Below are 18093 nucleotides of genomic sequence, written 5' to 3'. Positions count from 1 at the left end.
CAGCCGCTGGCGATCGCCCTGCGCGGCGCGCGTGCGCCGAGGCCCAAGCCGGTGCGCGTTACACGGCGCACCGGCGCGCAGCCGGCGCGGCCGACGCCGGCCCGCCAGCGGGTGCTGGAAGCTGCTGAGGGCGGGACGCTGTCGCCCGCCGATCTCGCCCGCGCCGCCAAAGTCTCGTCCGGCGTGGTGAAGGGGCTGGTCGAGGAAGGGGTGCTGGAGATCGTCGAACTCGCCGCCGAGGCCCGCTTCGACGAGCCGGACCTCACGCGAGCGGGCTCCGAGCTCAATCCCAGCCAGGCCGCCGCCGCGGGCCTGCTGAAGGAGATGCTGGGCGAGGGCGGCTTCAACGTCGCCCTGCTCGACGGCGTCACCGGCTCGGGCAAGACCGAGGTCTATCTGGAGGCGGCGGCGCAGGCGCTGGCTGCCGACCCCGCCGCCCAGGTGCTGATCCTGCTGCCGGAGATCGCCCTCACCCAGGCGGTGATCGGCCGCGTCGCCGCCCGTTTCGGCGTCCAGCCCGGCGAGTGGCATTCCGGCGTCGCTCCCCCCGCCCGCCGGCGCCTGTGGGAGGCGGTCGCGGCCCCACCCGCGAGCTTGGGCCGCTGCCGCATCGTCGTCGGCGCCCGCTCGGCGCTGTTCCTGCCCTTCGCGACCTTGAGGCTGATCGTCGTCGACGAGGAGCACGACGGCTCGTTCAAGCAGGAGGAAGGCTTCATCTACCACGCCCGCGACCTGGCGGTGGTGCGCGGCAAGATCGAGCAGGCCGCGGTGCTGCTGGCCTCGGCGACGCCGTCGCTGGAGACGCTGAGGAACGCCGAGACCGGCCGCTACCGCTGGCTCAGGCTGTCGGCGCGGCACGGGACCGCCCAGCTGCCGCAGATCGAGCTGATCGACCTGCGCGAAAGCCCGCCGCCGGCGCAGTCCTGGCTCTCGCCGCCGCTGGTCGAGGCGATGCGCCAGACCCTGGCCCGAGGCGAGCAGACCCTGCTGTTTCTCAACCGCCGCGGTTATGCGCCGCTGGTGCTGTGCAAGGCCTGCGGCGAGCGCCTGTGCGCGCCCGACACCGATTCCTGGCTGGTCGAGCACCGCTATTCCGGCCGGCTGGTCTGTCACCTGACGGGCTTTTCCATGCCCAAGCCGGAGCGCTGCCCCCACTGCGGCGCCCCGGAGAGCCTGGTCTCGATCGGCCCCGGGGTGGAGCGGGTGGAGGAGGAGGCCCGCCAGCTGTTCCCCGACGCGCGGATCGCGGTCTTCTCCTCCGACACGGTGTTCGACGCCCGCGAGGCCAAACGCCTGGTCGAGGCGATGGCGGAGGGCGAGATCGACATCCTGGTCGCCACCCAGGCGGCGGCCAAGGGCCACAACTTTCCGCGGCTCACCCTGGTGGGGGTGGTCGACGCCGACCTCGGCCTGCGCGGCGGCGACCTGCGCGCGGCCGAACGCACCTTCCAGCTGCTCGCCCAGGCGACCGGCCGCGCGGGCCGGCGCGAGCGGCCGGGCAAGGCGCTGCTGCAGACCTATGCGCCCGAACACGCGGTGATGCAGGCGCTGCAGGCCCAGGACCGCGACGCCTTCGTCGCCGCGGAGATGGAGGAGCGGGAGTTCGCCAAGCTGCCGCCGTTCGGCCGGCTGGCGGCGGTGATCGCCTCGGGCCCCGACGGCGCCCAGCTGGAGGCCTTCATGCGGGAAATGGCCCGGGCCGCGCCGAACGCCGCGGGCGTCGAGGTCTACGGTCCGGCCGACGCGGCGCTCAGCCTGGTGCGCGGGCGTCGCCGCAAGCGGTTCCTAGTCCGCGCCGACCGCGGCGTGGACCTGTCGGCCTATATGGCGACCTGGCGCGCCCGGGTGAAGCCGCCGAACGCGATCCGCGTGGCGATCGATATCGACCCGTACAGCTTCCTCTAAGCCATCCGCCGCACCGCTTCCGCCGCGGCGCGCAGGGCCGGGGTCCAGTCGCCGAAGTCTCCGGTCAGGCACATGGGCGCGTGGGCGTACCAGGGCGACTGGTCCTCGCCGAGCTGGGTCCAGGATCCGGGACCGGCGACGAAGGCCGTGGGCGCGCCGCAGGCGGCGGCCAGGGCGCCGGTGGCGTTCTGGACGGCGACGACGCCCCCGAGCGCGCAGCAAAGCGCGGCGAGCTCGTCGAGGTCGTCCTTGATGTCGAGGTCCGGCGGCTGGCGGATCTCGACGCCGCTGAGCTCCTGCAGACGGACGAGATCTTCCGCGCAGTCGCCGTACTGCAGGTTGACGAACTGGACGCCCGGCGCCCGCAGCAGCTCCGCCCAGTGCGCCAGCGCCGGATAGAAGCGCCGCCGGTCTCCGCTGAGCTTTCCGCTGCGCCAGGTGATCCCGACGGCGGGGCGCTCGTCGCCCAGCCACGCCCGCCAATGGGCGATGCGCGCCGGGTCCGGCTGGAGGTAGGGGATGCGCGGGAAATCCTTCACGGCCGGCCGGTAGCGCTGGGCGAGCGAGGCCAGCGGCGTCCAGACCTCGATGCGGCCGTTCACGGGGACGCCGGTCTGCCGCCGCGCGCGGCCGCCGAGCTTCGGCGTGGCGTGGGCGCAGACCTCGGCCGAGGGGAAGCTGCGCTGGAAGAGCTCGACCAGCCGGGGATCCACCGCCAGGACCAGCCGTCCCTTAGGCCCCAGCTCGTCGATCAGGTCGGGCAGGGTGCTGGCGAACATGATCTCGTCGCCGACGCCCTGCTCGGCCAGGACGAGCAGGCTGCGGCCGCCGAGCGGCTCGGCCGGCGACAGGCGCTTGCCTGCGCCCTGGAACGCCACCGATTTCGGCCAGTCCGGCGAAAGCCGGCGCTCGTACAGGGACCAGCCCAGGCCGAGCTCGCCGCGCGCCAGCGCCAGGGTCGCCAGGGAGAACTCGATCGTCGCCCGCTCGGAAGCCTTGCGGGCCAGCTTGCAGGCCGCCTGGAAGTCGGCTTCGGCGAGCTTGAGCTGTCCGAGCTCGCACAGGGAAAGGCCCCGGTTGTAGAGGGCGCCGGGCAGGCCCGGGCCCAGCCGGATTCCCTCGTCGAAGAAGGTCAGCGCTTCGCTGGCGCGCCCGGCATAGGTCAGGGCGAGGCCCAGGGTGGTCCAGAGCCGCGGCTCGGTGGGATGGGCGAGCAGCGCCGACTTCAGCACCTCGATCGCCTCGGGGAACTGGGCGGCGGCGAGCAGGGCGCGGCCATAGCCGAGGGCGGTCGCACATCCGTTGGGATCCGCCAGGCTCAGATGCGCCCAGAGGCGGACGGCCGCCTCGTGCATCTCCAGCTGGCCGGCCAGCTCCGCCAGCGCCGTCAGGAGCTCGGGGTCCTGCGGCGTCAGCGCGACCGCCGCCTCATAGGCCTGGAACGCGCCGGCCAGATCGCCCTCGCGCTCGAGGCGCGCGGCCTTGAGGCGGAGCGGCTTGGCGGAGAGCGCGCCGAGGGCTGGCGCGGGCGGGACCATCGGACGGCCCATGCTACGCCGGCAGGTAGGCGATTTGCGCCGCGCTCAGCGCGTTCAGCTGCATCGGCGTCAGCGCCTGCACCTGGGTGGTGGACAGGCTGGCGATCTGCGTCGAGCTCAGGGCCGGAATCTGGCTGGGCGTCAGCGCGGCGATCTGGGTCGGGCTGAAGGCGTCGAGCACGGTGGTCGGCAGCGAGCGGATCTGGGTGGCGGTGAGACCCGCCACCTGGCTGACGCTGACCGGGCTGAAGTCGACCCCCGCCAGCGCCGAGAGCTGGGCGGCGGAGGCGCCGGCGACCTGGGTCGGGCTGAGCGCGGCGATCTCGGCGCCCGTGAGGTCGCCGAACACCGTCGTGGTCAGGGCGGCGATCTGGGTGGGCTGCAGCGCGCCGATCTGGGTGGCGGTCAGCCGGGCGAAGTCGCCGTCGTCCATGCTGCGCAGCTGCGAGGCGGTGAAGGCCTGGATCTGGACCGTGGAGAGGGCGCCGATCTGGGTCGAGGAAAGCGCGCCCAGCGCCGTGGTCGAGAGCGCGCCGACCCGGTTGGCGGCGAGGATCGACAGCTGGTCGGTGCGCAGCGCCGCGGCGCCGGTGGCGCTGAGCGCGCCGGCCTGGGTGGCCGTCAGCGCAGTGATCTGGCTGAGGTGCAGCTGGCCGATCTGGGCCCCGGTAAGCGCGCCGACCTGGGTGGTGGTCAGCGCAATGATCTGCGTCGTGCTGAGGCTGGAGACCTCGGTGGTGCTCATCCCCGTCAGGTTGGTCGTCGAGAGCGCCGCGATCTGCACGCCGGTGAAGGCGAGCACCTGGGTCGAGGTGAACGCGGCGAACTCGGCCGGCGACAGCGCGCGGATGGTGGTGCTGCCGAAGCCCGTGACCTGGGTGGTGGTGAGCGCCGCCATCTGCGTGGGCGTCAGGCCGTCGAGCGCGGTCGCGGCGACCGCCGAGAGCTGGCTGGAGGTCAGCGCCGCGAACTGCGACGTGCTGAGCGAGGCCAGCGCCGTCGACGTCAAGGCGCCGATGTGGCCGGCGCCCAGGGCGGCGATCTGGCCGACGCTGAACTCGGCGATGTCGGTCGAGGTCAGCACGTGCGCCTGGTAGGCGGAGAGGCCGGCGACCTGGGAGGTCGACAGCGCGCCGACCACGCTGGCGTTCAGCGACAGGAAGGCGTCGGCCGACAGCGCGCCGATCTGGGTCGGCTTCAGCCAGAGGACCTGGGTGCTCGAGAAGCGCGCCAGGTCGTCGGCGCCCAGCCCGCCCAGCTGGGTGGCGGACAGGCCCTGGACCTGACTGACCGAGAGCGAGGTCAGCTGGGTGTCGGTGAGCGAGGTCAGGTTGGTCGCCGACAGCGCCCCCAGCTGGGACGGCGTCAGGCCCGCCACCTGGGTGGAGCTGAGCTTGGCGAAGTCCGACGTCTGCATGCCGGCGATCTGGGTGGTGCTGACGTAGGCGAATTGGGTCGGCGTCAGGCCCTGGATGACCGTGGTGTCGAGGCTCCAGAGGTTGGTCGGCGAAATGGCCGCGAAGTCCGTGGTCTGCAGGCCGATGATCTGGCTGACCGAGAGCTCGGCGAAGTCGGCGGCGCTCAGGCTCGCCACCTGGGTCGTGGTCAGCCCGGCGAGCTGGGTCGAGGTCAGCTGCGCGATCTGGGCGGAGGTCAGGCCCGCCAGGCTGGTGGTGGCGAGCGCGCCGATCTGGCTGGCGGTCAGGGTCGCGACCTGCGCGCTGCTGAGCACGCTCGACTGGGTCGAGGTCAGCCAGCCGATCTGAGTGGTGGTCATCGCCCCCAGCTGGGTTGCGGTCAGCTCGCCGATGTCGGTGGTGGTCAGCGCCGTGAGCTGGCCGCTGGTGAGGGCGCGGATCTGGCTGGTGGTGAAAGATGCGACCTGATCGGCGCTCAGCGACGACAGGCGCGTGGTGGTCAGGCCGGCGACGGCGGTCACCGTGAGCTGACCGATCTGGGTGTCGCTGACGCGCCCGAACTGGGTGTCGTTGAGCGCGCTCAGCTGGGCGCCGCTCAAGGCCAGCAGCTGGTTGGAATCGAACACCACGGCGTCGGGGATGTGCGGGATCTGGGCGACCGTGAAGCCCTTCACCTGGGTGCTGGAGAGCGCGGCGGCCTGGGCGCTCGTCAGCGCCTCGAGGTCGGTGACGCTGAGCGCGCCGATCTGGGACTGGCTCAGCTGGCCGATCTTGGTGCTCGACAGCTGCTGGAAGACGGTGACGTCCAGCGCCGTGATCTGGGCGGCCGAAAGGTAGCTGATGGGCATGCGCGCGTCCGGCGAGCGGCTCCATGACGCCGCGCCCCGCGCGCGCGACTCATCTGACGCCATAGCTTAGGTTGCGTTTCCGATCCGTTCAACGCGGCCGGAAACCGTTGCGGCCAGGCGCCAAACGCTCAGGCTTCCGGGCGCTCTCCCCGGCTCCGGGCGCGGCGGGCGGCCATGTTCAGGCCCTCGACCAGGGCCGAGAAGGCCATGGCGGCGTAGATGTAGCCCTTGGGCACGTGGGCGCCGAAGCCCTCGGCGATAAGGGTGGCGCCGATCATCAGCAGGAAGCCCAAGGCCAGCATGACGATGCTGGGGTTGGCGTTGATGAAGTCGGCCAGCGGATTGGCTGCGATCAGCATCAGGCCGACCGCGACGATCACGGCGATGACCATGATCGGCAGATGGTCGGTCATGCCGACGGCGGTGAGGATCGAGTCGATCGAGAAGACGATGTCCAGCGCCAGGATCTGGACAATGGCGGCGGTGAAGCCCAGCGATCCGGCGCCGCGCTTGTCGAGCAGCTCGTCGCCGGCGCGATGCGGATCGACGCTGTGGCCGATCTCGGTCGTCGCCTTCCAGACCAGGAAGAGGCCGCCGCCCAGGAGGATCAGGTCGCGCCAGGAGAAGGCGAAGTCGACCAGCGGATGGCCCTCTTCGTTCAGCGGCGCGGTGAAGGGCAGGGTGAAGACCGGCTGGGTCAGGCCGACGATGAAGGCGAGGGTGGAAAGAAGGGCGAGCCTGAGGCCCAGCGCCAGGGAGATGCCGATCAGCCGCGCCTTGCGCCGCTGCTCCGGCGGCAGCCGGTTGGAGAGGACGGAGACGAAGACCAGGTTGTCGATGCCCAGCACGACCTCCATCACGATCAGGGTGAGGAGGGCGGCCCAAGCCGCCGGATTGGCCGCTAGGGCGAGAAGTTGGTCCATCGAATCGAGCCTTTGGCGCCGCTTGAGAGCGTTAGGTAGGCGCCGTTCGCCGAAACGCCAGTCGCCATCTTATCCACAGGCGGCTCGGCTGTTCGCGGAATTGTGAAGCTGCCCTCGGTCGCCACGGCCAAGATTTGCGACCGGCGGCCAAGCTCTTGTTTCGGATCGTTGCACTCGCGCGTGATCAAGTATTGTGAGATCGCACCGGCGATCGCGTTGGTATATCGGCGGCGCGAAATCGGCCGGGTGACGTATGCAAAGCCAAAATCGCGGCCAGGACGGGCCGTCGCCCGGCCGCCTTGACGTGAAAAAGCTCCGTTAACCTATGTGGCGCGCCCTTCTTCTCTAGATTGATGTCGGCGCGCCCGCCATTGAACGCAGGTCCGCCGCCAGGGCTGCGGCGTAAACGCTCTTTTCACTGGATCGAGGATAGGGTTATCCCTTGCTCGGTAGCGTCGGGGAGCGCCCCAAAACATGCGTAAGCGGACACGAACCCTGCTGGGCGCCCTGGCTGTTGCGGCCGCGGTGAGCCTCGTGCCGACCGCCCGGGCGGCGGCCGACACCTACTGGCAGTGCGTCCCGTTCGCGCGTCTCGTGTCGGGCATCCAGATCTTCGGCGACGCCTATACCTGGTGGCGCCAGGCCATCGGCAAGTACGAGACCGGATTCCAGCCGCGCGCCGGGGCGGTGCTGTGCTTCAAGCCCACCGACCGCATGCGCCTCGGCCACGTCGCGGTGGTCAGCCAGGTGCTGACCGACCGCATCATCCAGATCACCCACGCCAACTGGTCGCCGATCGAAGGCTCGCGCGGCAAGATCGAGAAGGACGTGACCCTGGTCGACGTCTCGCCGGCCGGCGACTGGAGCGCCGTCAAGGTGTGGTACGACCCGAGCCGCGATCTCGGCGGCTCGACCTATCCGACCTACGGCTTCATCTATCCGGACGCCCAGGCCCGCCGCGTGGCCGCCTCGGGCTTCAACAGCGCCGAGAACACCGCCATCGCCATGGCCCAGACCGCCGCCAGCCAGATGGCGACCGCGGTGCGGCCCGGCGGCGGACCGCTGCACATCCTGAACCAGGTCGTCGACTCTACCGACCAGATCGGCGCCCTGATCGCGGCGGCCACCCGCGGCGACTCCAAGCCCGCCCAGTAAGACGATTTGTCGCGCCTGTAGGTTGTACCTGATCGAAATTTACGCGCATACGGACACGGTTCCTTAAGCGCGTTTATCAAATGATGGCGTCGACATGGCGCCTCAGACGCAATCGCTGCCGCAGCATCACACGCCGATCGACCCCCGGTCGTTGCGAGACGCGGTGGAGGCGCACCAGCGCTACCTGGCCGGACGCGGCGGCGGCCGGCGGCTCAGCCTGACCCATGCCGACCTCTCGAACTTCGACCTGCAGGGCGTCGACCTGCGTGAGGCCGATCTCGCCGGCGCCTGCCTGGCCGGGGCCAACCTGTCGGGGGCCAACCTCTCCCGCGTGATCCTGTTCGGCGCCGACCTGCGCGAGGCGGACATGCGCCGCATCAACCTCAAGCGCGCCGACTTGCGCGGCGCCTGCCTGCGCGGGGCCAATCTGACCATGGCGCAGATGGCCGGCTGCGACCTGCGCGAGGGGCGCATCGCCGTGCAGGACAAGCTCGACGGCTTCAGGGTGCTGCGCCACGAGAACCGCCCGGGCGAGCTGAACTACGCCATCCTCTCCGGCGCCAACCTCTCAGGGGCGCACCTGAATGGGACCATGGCCACCGCCAGCGACTTCACCGAGGCGGTGCTGGCCGGCGCCCACCTGGCCGGTGCACGGCTGACGCGCGCTGTGCTCGACGGCGCGGACCTGTCGAACGCCGACCTCGGCGGCGCCGACCTGACCGGCGCCTCGATGCGGCGTGCTGTGGTGGCCGGCGCGAACCTGGAGCACGCCCGCCTCGACGACGCCGATATGACCAACGCGCTGCACGGGCCGGGGCCTGCGGTCTACATCGACGACCGGCCGCTGGACGAGGTGCTGGCGGCGCACGAGGCCTATTGCGACTCCAATGGCAAAAGCGGCGCGGTGACCAACCTGCCGGGCGTGGACTTCCGGCCGCTGCGCGCGCTGAAGGGGCGGCGGCTCACCGCCCTGATCGCCCCGCGCTCGGTCTTCTTCGGGCTGGACCTGCGCGGCGTCCACCTGCAGGGCGCAGACCTCACGGGCTGCGATTTCCGCGGCGCCGACCTGCGCGAGGCGGACCTGCGCGGGGCCCGGCTGTTCGAGACCCAGCTCGGTCGCGCCGACCTGCGCGGCGCCCAGCTGGGGCCGCTGACCATCGCCCCCGGCCGGCACGTGCGCACCGACTTCACCCGCGCCAACCTGCGCGCCGCCGACCTGCGCGGCGCCAGCGCCCCGCGCGCCCGCTTCCTCGAGGCGAACCTCGACCAGGCCCGGCTCGACGGCTGCAACATGCTGAACGCCGAGCTGGAGGTGTGAACGGGGGGGGCGACTGCGCCCAGCCCTACAGATTCTCCACCTCGCACCCCAGCTTCTCGCGCAGCCGCTCGGCGACGATCTCGCGGTGGCAGCGGTGGACGTCGGCCTCGTAGCAGAGCAGGGCGGCCTTGCGTTGGCCGGCGATCTCGGCGGCCTTGGCCAGCTCCAGCTGGGCGGCGGGCTCGCGCAGGTGCGCCTCGTAGATGGCGTGCATTTCCGCGATGCGGCCGTGGCGGGCGGCGTCGCGGCCGGGCTTGGGCGTGCCGAGCTCGCGCAGGTGGACGTAGTCGATCCCCGCCGCCTCCAGGCTCGCCGCCAGCACGCGCTTGGAGAAACCGGCGCGGCGCGAGGCCGCCACCGCCCGCACGTCGATCAGCACCTCGACGCCGGCCCGCTTCAGCCGATCGATCACCTCGTCCTGGGCGGCGCTCTCGTAGCCGATGGTGGCCAGGGTCGTCATGGCTCTGCTCATGCCTTTTGCTCCGGCGCCGCAGCCTCTATATCGCAGGCTCATGGACGCCACAGTCGACTGCCAGCCGCGGCCGCGGACCTTCCCTCTTCCTGACCGCGGCGGCGCGATGGCGGCGCTGGAGTTCGGGCCGCAGGCGCGGCCGATCGACGTCGTCTTCTCCCACGCCAACGGTTTCAACGCCCGCACCTATCGGACGATCCTCGGCCCGCTGGCGCCGTCCCTGCGGATCCTGGCGCTCGACCTGCGCGGCCATGGGGCGACCACGCTTCCGGCCGACCCGGCGCACTTTCCGGGCTGGGGCGCGTTCGCCGACGACCTGGCCGCCGTGCTGGACCAGGCGGTCGCGGGACCGGTCGTGCTGGCCGGCCATTCGCTGGGGGCCACCGCCAGCCTGCTGTGCGCCGCCGGCGGCGCGCAGCGCGTGCGCGGCCTGGTGCTGTTCGAGCCGGTGATGGCCGACCCGCAATGGGTCGAGATCACCTCGGTCCGCGAGGCGATGGCCGCCACCGCCCGGCGGCGGCGCGAGACCTTCCCCGACCGCGCCGCGGCGATCGAGGCCTATCGCGGCCGCGGCGTCTTCCGCAGCTTCAGCGAGGCCCAGCTCGCCGACTATGCGGCGGCCGGCCTGCACGAGACCGCCGACGGCCAGGTGACGCTGGCCTGCCGCGCGGCTTGGGAAGCGGCGATCTACGCCCAGCAGGACTATGATCCGCTGGCGGCGCTTGCTGCGGTGCGCAGCCCTGTGCGGATCCTCGCTTCGCCCGAAGACGCCTCCAGCATCGACGCTCACGCCCGGGCGTTCGCGCAGGCGGCCGGCGCCCGGCTGGACGTCGTGGCGGGCAGCACGCACTTCCTGCCGCTGGAGCGGCCGGACATCGTACGCGAGGCGCTGCTCGAGGCGGCGCTCTAACGGTCTGTGGAGGGAGTCGACCCGGCTTCATCGCCGTTGTGGAATCTGAGGCTCATGGCGCCGCTCCCGAGGCGGCGAGCGGGGGCGCTGTCGGCGCCGCGCAGGTGAAACTCTCGGACGCGTTCAGAGGGCCACGTCCTTTATAGCGGGCGATCAGCGGATAGGCGCAGATCGGGCGTTCGACGCCCGGAAATGCTGCGCCCCGCGCCGTCAGCACCGATGGAGGGTCCTGCTTTTCCACCCAGTTGACCAGGAGGTCGAGCGCGTCGAAATCGTCAAGGCCGTCGCCGCCGCCGCAATGCGCCATGCCTGGTATGAGAAAGAGCCGGGCGAAGCTGGCGGGGTCCGTTCCGGTCGCGGCATTCATGTCGGCAGACAGGCGCTCGTAGTAGGCGATGAGGTCAGGGGCGGAAAAAATCGGATCGGACCATCCGGAGACGAGCATCATCTTGCCGCCGTGCGCGGCGAAGCTGGTGAGCTGCGTTGAGGTCGCGTCGGTCAAGCTCGCGGCGCCGCGGCTGGCCTTGTAGAGCTTGAGCGCGTCGGCGTCTCCGCCAGTTTGCGCCGTTTTCTCCTCGGGGAAGGCGGCAAGGCTGGCGGCCGCCGACCTGACCATGTCGCGCAAGTCCGTGAATACGCCTGCCGGCGTCGGCGCGCCGGTCTGCCAGATCAGCCAATCCGGTGAGAAATTCCCCGCGTCCGAGGTCCAAGATCCAACGAATGGGGCGCCAGTGGCGTCGAGCGGGCCGCGAAACGCACGCACGATGGCGTTCACCTTCACAGGATCCAGGCACCCCGCTTTCTGGGTCTTGCGACAGGCCAGCTTGCGGACATCAAAGCGGCACGCCTGATGGTTGAAGATCATGCCGTCGGCTGCTCCGTCCAGGCTATCGCACTGACGCAGCATGGCTTTCTGGATCAACAGGGTGTCGGCAGGCGTGAAGAGGTGTGCGGAATCGGTTTTGAGTTGCTTGGCGGCGTCGGCGTACACCCAGCTCGAGAAGCTGGTCAGAATCAGCGCGTTGGTCATTTCGAAGGCCGGATTTCCAGCGAGGACGCCGTCGAACTCGCCCGGGAACCGCTGCGCCGCCATCATCGCCTCACGCCCGCCATTGGAGCATCCGGCAAAGTAGCTGTGCTCCGGCAGGCGACCGGTGACCTTTTGGAGAAGCGCTTTCGCCGCGAGCGTGACCTTGCCGATGGAGGCGTAGCCGTAGTTGATCTTGGCCTCTTGGTCGCGGGCGAACGTGGGGTCCAATGGCGTGCCCTCGTGACCGCTGTCGGTCGAGACGACGGCGAAATTTCGCGCCAGCGCCGGCGGAATGGCCGTGCGCTCAGCGATGTTGTAGCCGATCGCCGGCAGGAGCACGCCGTTCATGCCGCCGCCGCCCTGGAACAAAAAGCGCCCATTCCAGGCGTCGGGAATGCGGAGCTCAAGCTTGATGGCGTAAGCTACGCCGCCGGTTCCCGTGCGACGGTCGAGTTCCGCCCGCACGAGGCAGTGGGGCGGCAATCGGGGTGGAGGTCCAGCGGCGTTGTTGCTCGGTGCGAATTCCGAGTACGGCGCCGGCCCCTCGGCAATTTCGCGCGCTTCGGTGACGACAAGGCCTGCGGATGTATAGCCCTCGAGTTGGCGACAGGCCGCGGCGAAGGACGCGGGGGCAGGGGAGACGCCAACGCTCGCCGCCGCCAGGGCAGATATCAGCATGGGATGTGCCTAAGGTTTGGGAAGATGCGCCGCGAGGGCGAAGCTTTTCAGCCGATCGGGTCTATCCAGCGCCAGCCGGGGGACGCGGTCAGCAAGCGCGAACCGGATCGTACCGTCCATTGTCCGTCCCCCCAGGTTCATAATTGAATGAACGGTCGAACTATGAGTGGCAAGCGCAAATCATGCGCTGAGATGAGCTCATGGCTCGTCAGGGGGCAGGTGGTGCGCCGATCGATCGCCGAGCGCCTTTCGTCGACGCCCAGGCCTCGATCAGCGTGCCGTCGAGGCTGAAACAGCCCGCTAGAGGGTCAGGCCCGGCGTAATGACCGCGGCCCAGGCGGCGAGCTCGGTCTCGGTCAGGGCCACGGTCTTGCGGGCCTCCACGTCGAAGACGGCCGCGACCGCCTCGGCGCTCGCCCACGGCCGGCCGGTCGCGGGGTCCAGGAACCAGTGCACCATCCGCCGCAGCCGCGGCTCGGCGCCGAGGAAGCCCGAGCGCAGCTCGTAGAGGTCGCCCGCCCGCGGCCAGTCCAGGTAGATCAGTCGGTACTCCAGGGCCACCGCGCCCAGCTTGCGCCCGCCCGCGGCCAGGTCTTCCAGCAGGCCCGCCATCAGGTGGGCGACGGAATCGGAGATCCGCGCGATCACCAACTCGGTGCGCATCCGGCCGAAAGCGTCGCAGTCGCCGATGCGGAAGCCGCCGAAGCCGATCCGCTGCAGGCCGAGCTCCAGCGCCTGCGGCAGGCTGGCTGCAACCGCGACCGGATCCAGCGACACGCTGCGCGGGGCGGCGCGTTCCGGCGCTTCGATGGTGATCGCCGCCGCCCGGGCCCTGGCCCAGTGGGGCCAGGGAAAGGCCCGGCCCTCGCGCGCGGTGGCGTGGACCACACGCATCCGGAAGCTGGCCGCCGGCTCGCCGTCGTGGTGGCGCATCAGCAAAAGGACGCTCGCGTCGTCCTCGCCCATCGCCAGGACGCCTGCGTCGATGTGCAGGCGCGCGCCGACCTGGGCTTCGCGCAGGAAGCGGATGTGCTGCTCGCGGACGATCAGGGTCGCCTCGGCGCGCGGCGCGAAGGCGTGCGGCATGCCGAGCTCGGCCGCCAGGCCGATCAGCGCCTCCATCGCCTTGGCCATGTAGAAGCCGACGTTCAGGTGACCCATGGAGTCGCACTCCCAGGTCGCCACGCCGCCGCGCCAGACTTCCACCATTTCGCCCATGCCGAAATCCCCCGCGCTGCGGCGCCGGGAGAGTAGGGCCGGGGCGGGCCTGGGCCTAGAGCTTACGGCTTGCCCTCGGCGGGATCACCGCCAGGTCCCATGCGGCCGTCAGTCATCGACGCGGGGATGTCCGGTCGGAAGCTTCGCGGCTGGGCCGCCTGTACGCCGTCGGTGCGGTCGACCTGTGGATAGGGCTCCGGTCGCTCGGGGCGCGGCCCCTCGGCGCTCTCGCGTGGGTCAGGCATGGCCTTCTCCTTCGGGCTCTTGGAGGAAAGCGTCGACGGCCGCGCCCGCGTTCCCGCATCCGCCGCGCGCTCGGCGCCGTAGTCCGTTTGTGGCAAGTTCGGCCGCGGAGGGCCCGGATGACCAAGACGCTGCTGGTGAGACGGCACTCGGGGGTGACCCGCCTCACCCACTGGATCAACGTGCTGGCGCTCACCCTGCTGTTGATGAGCGGGCTGCAGATCTTCAACGCCCATCCGGCGCTCTACTGGGGGGTCAAGTCGCACTTCGACCGGCCCTGGCTTGCGATCAGCGCGGCCGAGCGGGCGGGCCGGCCGGTCGGCGTGACTGAGGTCGGCGACGCAAGGTTCGAGACCACCGGCGTGCTCGGCTGGTCCGGCAGGCCGGGCGCGCAAGGCCCCCGGGGCTTTCCCGCCTGGGCCACCGCGCCCAGCTGGCGCGACCTCGCGACCGGCCGGCGCTGGCACTTCTTCTTCGCCTGGGTCTTCGTGACCAACGGCTTCGTCTACCTCGCCAGCGGCCTGATCGGCGGGCACATCCGCCGCGACCTCTGGCCGACCCGGGCGCAGCTTTCGCCGCGCAACCTCTGGCATGAGATCGTCACCCACGCGCAGCTGAAGTTCCCCAAGGGCGAGGGGGCGCGCAGCTACAACGTCCTGCAGAAGCTGAGCTATCTCGTCGTGGCGCTGGTCCTGCTGCCGCTGATGATTGCGACGGGACTGACCATGTCGCCGGGGATCGACGCGGCCGCGCCCTGGCTCCTGGACCTGTTCGGCGGGCGCCAGTCGGCGCGCTCGATCCACTTCCTCTGCGCGGGCCTGATCGTGCTGTTCGTCGTCGTCCACCTGGTGATGGTGGTGGTCTCCGGCCTGTGGAACAACATCCGCTCGATGATCACCGGCCGCTACGCCATCGAGGTCGAGGGAGACAACGCATGAGCGCTCCCGGCCCCAGGACCGACCGCCGCGGCTGGCTGAAGGGCGTCTTCGCCGGCGCCGGCGCCCTCTGGCTCGCCGCCTGCGACCGCATCAGCCAGAGCCCCAAGGGGCGGGCCGCGCTGGCCAGCGCCGAGGGGCTGACGAAGCGCGCCCAGCGGCTGGTCGTGGACCGCAAGGCGCTGGCCCGCGAATTCAGCCCGGATGAAATCTCCGCCGACTTCCGGTCCAACGGCTCGACCAATCCGACGGACGCCGCCTACGTCGCCCATGTCCAGGACGGCTTCGCCGACTGGGCGCTGGTGATCGACGGCTTGGTCGAGCGGCCGCTGTCGCTGAGCCTGGCCGAGCTGCGCAGCCAGCCCTCGCGCACCCAGATCACCCGCCACGACTGCGTCGAGGGCTGGAGCGACATCGCCAAATGGACCGGCGCGCGGCTGGGGCCCCTGCTCGACAAGGCCGGGCTGAAGAAGGAGGCGCGCTACATCGTCTTACACTGCGCCGACAATCTCGGCGGGACCGCGGACGCGTCTGGCCGCTACTATGAGAGCATCGACCTGATCGACGCCTACCACCCGCAAACCCTGCTGGCCTATGCGATGAATGACCAGCCGCTGCCGGTGGCCCACGGCGCGCCCGTGCGGCTGCGGGTCGAGCGCCAGTTGGGCTACAAACAGGCCAAGTACGTCATGCGCCTGGAAGCGGTCGCCGACTTCGCCCACATCGCCGGCGGCAAGGGCGGCTTCTGGGAGGACCGCGGCTACGAGTGGTACGCAGGGATTTGAGGCTGCGCGAGCGGGGTTCTGCGCCCGTCTCGCACCGAACGCCCCCGGTGCTCAGCTGCGCTTGAATATCGGCGCGTATGGATCCCGTCTTCGCTTCGCGAAACCGGGATGACAACGCCAATCGTGGCCTCGTTCAGCCCGCGGCCTTCTCGAACAGCTTGGCCCAGCGGCGCTTCTCGCGGGTCTTCCACGAGCCGCGGTGCCAGGCGTCGGAGGCGATCAGCGGGACCACGGTGGTGGCCTCGGCGAACACCATCTGCTCCCAGGTGACGTCGACCTTGCCCCAGGAGCAGGCCTCCTTCAGCGTCGAGGACGAGCAGGCGCCGTCGCGCACGTCGGCGACGGTGATCTGCACGGCGTACTTGTGCATGTCGACCTCGACCCCGAGGATCTCGGCGCAGACCACCGTGTCCTGGGCGAAGTTCTTCGGCACGCCGCCGCCGACCATGAACAGGCCCGTGGTTCCCGCCGCGATCTTGATGTCGGTCAGCTCGCGGAAGTCGGCGACGCTGTCGATGGTCAGGTAGGGCTGCTTGGCCTTCATCCGCTCCACCTGGTGCTTCACCAGGCCGAAGCCGGCCGAGCTGTCGGTGAACGCCGGGCAGAAGATCGGCACGCCCTCTTCATAGGCGGTCTGGATCAGCGAGGCGGGCTTCTTGGCGTTCCCGGTGGCCAGCCACTTGCCCATCTCGTGGATGAACTCGCGGCTCGAATAGGGGCGGGGCTCCAGCGCATTGGCGATCTCGTAGATCGCGTGGTCGCAGGCCTGCAGCTCCTCCTCGTCGATGTAGGTGTCGTAGATCCGGTCGATGTAGTTGGCGCGCAGGTCGCGGTCGTCGACCTGCTCCTGGGCCTGGTAGTGCTTGAAGCCGAGGGCCTCGAAGAAGTCCATGTCGATGATCGAGGCGCCGGTGGAGACGATCGCGTCGATCAGCCCGTACTTCACCATGTCGCGGTAGATGTGCATGCAGCCGCCGGCGCTGGTCGAGCCGGCCAGCGTCAGCCAGGTCGAGCAGGACTGGTCCTCCAGCGCCATGGAGAAGATGTCGGCCGCACGCGCCGTGTCGCGGCTGGTGAAGCTCATGGCGCGCATGGCGTCGATGACCGGACGGGCGTCGTACTGGTCGATCGCCACATGCTCGACGGTGCGGGACAGCAGCTCGGCCTTGCGGTTGGTGTTCGGAACAGGAGCGTTCATCGTCGGAAGTTCCCTTCTGAGGGTGATCGCCCGTCCAAACAGAAAGGCGCGACCGGGACGGAGCGACCGGCCGCGCCTTTTAACGCAGATGCGTGACGACTTTTAGCGCCCGTTCCCTTTAGCGTCTGCGGCGCTTCTTGCCGGCCGCGCCCTTCGGACGCGACAGGCGCACTACCTTGCGGTCGTCCTCTTGGCTCTCGCGCGGCAGGCGGATGACCTTTCCGGCCAGGCCGTACATCGAGGCCATCGGCGCGTCGTCCACGGCCACGGTCTCGGCCTCGCCGAAGCCGTTGAAGCGGGTGTTCATGGCCACGCCGTAGGCGCCCAGCATGCCGATCTCGACGTAGTCGCCCTCGCGGACGTCTTCCGGCAGCCAGAACGGCCCCGGCATGTGGTCGATCGAGTCGCAGGTCGGGCCGTAGAAGCGAAAGGGCTTCAGCGGCGTCTCCACCTGTTCGGCCTCGTCGGACTCGCCGCGGTAGAGCTTGACCGGGAAGGGCCATTTCATGTGCGCCGCATCGAACAGGCTGCCGTAGCTGCCGTCGTTCAGATAGAGCGCGTCGCCCTTCTTCAGCTCGACCTTGGTCAGGATCGAGGTGGCTTCCGCCACCAGCGCCCGGCCCGGCTCGCACCACAGCTCGGTGTCCTCGTGCACCGACATCTGGGCGAAGCCGCGGTCGATGGAGTCCAGGTAGTCGCCGAGGTCCGGCGGCAGCATGCCCGGATAGACCGAGGGGAAGCCGCCGCCCACGTCGACCACGTCGACCATGACGCCGGCGCGGACGATGGCGCGGTTGGCCTGGGCCAAGGCCGCCTGGAACGCGGTCGGCCGCATGCACTGGCTGCCGACATGGAAGGAGACGCCCATCCGGTCCTGGGTCGCGCGGCGCGCGGCCAAGAGCAGGCTCGGGGCCTCGTGCAGGTCGACGCCGAACTTGCCGGACAGCGAATAAGACGCGCCTTCCGCCTGCACGCCCAGGCGGACGATCAGCGTCAGGTCGTCGGCCCCGCCGGTCGCCCGGAGGATCTTCGCCAGCTCCTCATGGGTGTCGAAGGAGAAGGTCCTGACCCCGTGGTCGAAGTAGGCGGCCGCAATGGCGGCGCGGCTCTTCACCGGGTGCATGAAGGCCATGCGTGACCCCGGGGCGTGCTTCGCCACCAGCTCGATCTCGTTCACCGACGCCACGTCGAAGGACGCGATCCCGGTCTCCGCCAGGGTCTCGATGACCCAGGGAGAGGGATTGGCCTTCACAGCGTAGAAGACGTCGCCTTTGAAATTGTCCTGGAACCAGCGCGCCGCTACGGCCACCACGCCCGGTCGCACAAGGGCGACAGGACGCTCCGGGGACCGCTCGCGGACCAGGTCCAGGGGCGTATGGTACGTGTGCACCTCACGCAACCCCCAACGGATTGTTGAACCCAGACCGGCGTTAGCAGCGCTTTTCAGGACATCGGGTCCGCCGGAAGACGCGCATTTAGGGTCTATTGGCCGGCATGTAAAGAACGGATCTCGACTGCA

15 protein-coding genes are annotated in these 18093 nt (G+C 70.2%); 6 read left to right on the top strand and 9 right to left on the bottom strand.

Going from position 1 to position 18093, the window contains the following annotated elements:
• Window positions 1-1905, top strand: a 1905-nt coding sequence (locus tag VJS38_RS15090; protein WP_324088974.1) for a primosomal protein N', incomplete at its 5' end; no start/stop codon positions are given.
• On the opposite strand, the gene VJS38_RS15085 is transcribed toward VJS38_RS15090, so the two are convergent.
• The 3 genes from VJS38_RS15085 to VJS38_RS15075 form a co-directional block, all read right to left on the bottom strand.
• A complete protein-coding gene (locus tag VJS38_RS15085) occupies window positions 1902-3455 on the bottom strand; it encodes a tetratricopeptide repeat protein (protein ID WP_324088973.1) in 1554 nt (517 codons plus the stop codon). The two genes, VJS38_RS15090 and VJS38_RS15085, sit on opposite strands and share 4 nt — an antisense overlap.
• 1 nt (window position 3456) lies before the next feature.
• On the bottom strand, window positions 3457-5709 hold the full coding sequence (locus tag VJS38_RS15080; protein ID WP_324088972.1) for a hypothetical protein: 2253 nt from the start codon (window positions 5707-5709) through the stop codon (window positions 3457-3459).
• A 128-nt stretch (window positions 5710-5837) separates the two neighbouring features.
• Window positions 5838-6632: a TerC family protein gene (locus VJS38_RS15075; RefSeq protein WP_324088971.1), complete on the bottom strand. Its 795-nt coding sequence runs from the start codon at window positions 6630-6632 to the stop codon at window positions 5838-5840.
• Window positions 6633-7106: 474 nt separating this feature from the next.
• Here VJS38_RS15075 and VJS38_RS15070 point away from each other — a divergent pair, with 474 nt between their 5' ends.
• Window positions 7107-7787 carry a CHAP domain-containing protein gene (locus tag VJS38_RS15070; protein WP_324088970.1) on the top strand — a complete coding sequence of 227 codons (681 nt, stop codon included), beginning with the start codon at window positions 7107-7109 and terminating at the stop codon, window positions 7785-7787.
• Window positions 7788-7881: 94 nt separating this feature from the next.
• Window positions 7882-9105: a pentapeptide repeat-containing protein gene (locus VJS38_RS15065; protein ID WP_324088969.1), complete on the top strand. Its 1224-nt coding sequence runs from the start codon at window positions 7882-7884 to the stop codon at window positions 9103-9105.
• 25 nt (window positions 9106-9130) lie between these two features.
• Here the strand turns inward: VJS38_RS15065 and VJS38_RS15060 are convergent, their stop codons facing one another.
• Complete coding sequence (locus VJS38_RS15060) at window positions 9131-9577, bottom strand: DUF488 domain-containing protein (protein ID WP_324088968.1); 447 nt, start codon at window positions 9575-9577, stop codon at window positions 9131-9133.
• A 40-nt stretch (window positions 9578-9617) separates the two neighbouring features.
• Here VJS38_RS15060 and VJS38_RS15055 point away from each other — a divergent pair, with 40 nt between their 5' ends.
• Window positions 9618-10487, top strand: coding sequence for an alpha/beta hydrolase (locus VJS38_RS15055; protein WP_324088967.1), 870 nt, complete (start codon window positions 9618-9620; stop codon window positions 10485-10487).
• A 52-nt stretch (window positions 10488-10539) separates the two neighbouring features.
• On the opposite strand, the gene VJS38_RS15050 is transcribed toward VJS38_RS15055, so the two are convergent.
• The 3 genes from VJS38_RS15050 to VJS38_RS15040 form a co-directional block, all read right to left on the bottom strand.
• On the bottom strand, window positions 10540-12195 hold the full coding sequence (locus VJS38_RS15050; protein ID WP_324088966.1) for a tannase/feruloyl esterase family alpha/beta hydrolase: 1656 nt from the start codon (window positions 12193-12195) through the stop codon (window positions 10540-10542).
• 300 nt (window positions 12196-12495) lie between these two features.
• Window positions 12496-13413 (bottom strand): thioesterase family protein, encoded by a 918-nt coding sequence (locus tag VJS38_RS15045; protein WP_324088965.1) that lies wholly within the window; start codon window positions 13411-13413, stop codon window positions 12496-12498.
• Between the two features lie 62 nt (window positions 13414-13475).
• Window positions 13476-13658, bottom strand: a complete 183-nt coding sequence (locus VJS38_RS15040) for a hypothetical protein (protein ID WP_324088964.1) — start codon at window positions 13656-13658, stop codon at window positions 13476-13478.
• Between the two features lie 117 nt (window positions 13659-13775).
• Here VJS38_RS15040 and VJS38_RS15035 point away from each other — a divergent pair, with 117 nt between their 5' ends.
• Both VJS38_RS15035 and VJS38_RS15030 read left to right on the top strand, forming a co-directional pair.
• Window positions 13776-14594: a cytochrome b/b6 domain-containing protein gene (locus tag VJS38_RS15035; protein WP_324088963.1), complete on the top strand. Its 819-nt coding sequence runs from the start codon at window positions 13776-13778 to the stop codon at window positions 14592-14594.
• Window positions 14591-15376 (top strand): molybdopterin-dependent oxidoreductase, encoded by a 786-nt coding sequence (locus VJS38_RS15030; protein WP_324088962.1) that lies wholly within the window; start codon window positions 14591-14593, stop codon window positions 15374-15376. The genes VJS38_RS15035 and VJS38_RS15030 overlap by 4 nt, the downstream gene beginning before the upstream one ends.
• A 133-nt stretch (window positions 15377-15509) precedes the next feature.
• On the opposite strand, the gene VJS38_RS15025 is transcribed toward VJS38_RS15030, so the two are convergent.
• Both VJS38_RS15025 and VJS38_RS15020 read right to left on the bottom strand, forming a co-directional pair.
• Complete coding sequence (locus tag VJS38_RS15025) at window positions 15510-16574, bottom strand: 1,9-bis(guanidino)-5-aza-nonane synthase (protein ID WP_324088961.1); 1065 nt, start codon at window positions 16572-16574, stop codon at window positions 15510-15512.
• A 118-nt stretch (window positions 16575-16692) separates the two neighbouring features.
• Window positions 16693-17964, bottom strand: coding sequence for a type III PLP-dependent enzyme (locus VJS38_RS15020; RefSeq protein ID WP_324088960.1), 1272 nt, complete (start codon window positions 17962-17964; stop codon window positions 16693-16695).
• Window positions 17965-18093: the final 129 nt, after the last annotated feature.

The organism is Phenylobacterium sp., assembly GCF_035276905.1.
Classification (GTDB): domain Bacteria; phylum Pseudomonadota; class Alphaproteobacteria; order Caulobacterales; family Caulobacteraceae; genus Phenylobacterium.
This window is presented reverse-complemented; position numbering and strand designations above follow the sequence as displayed.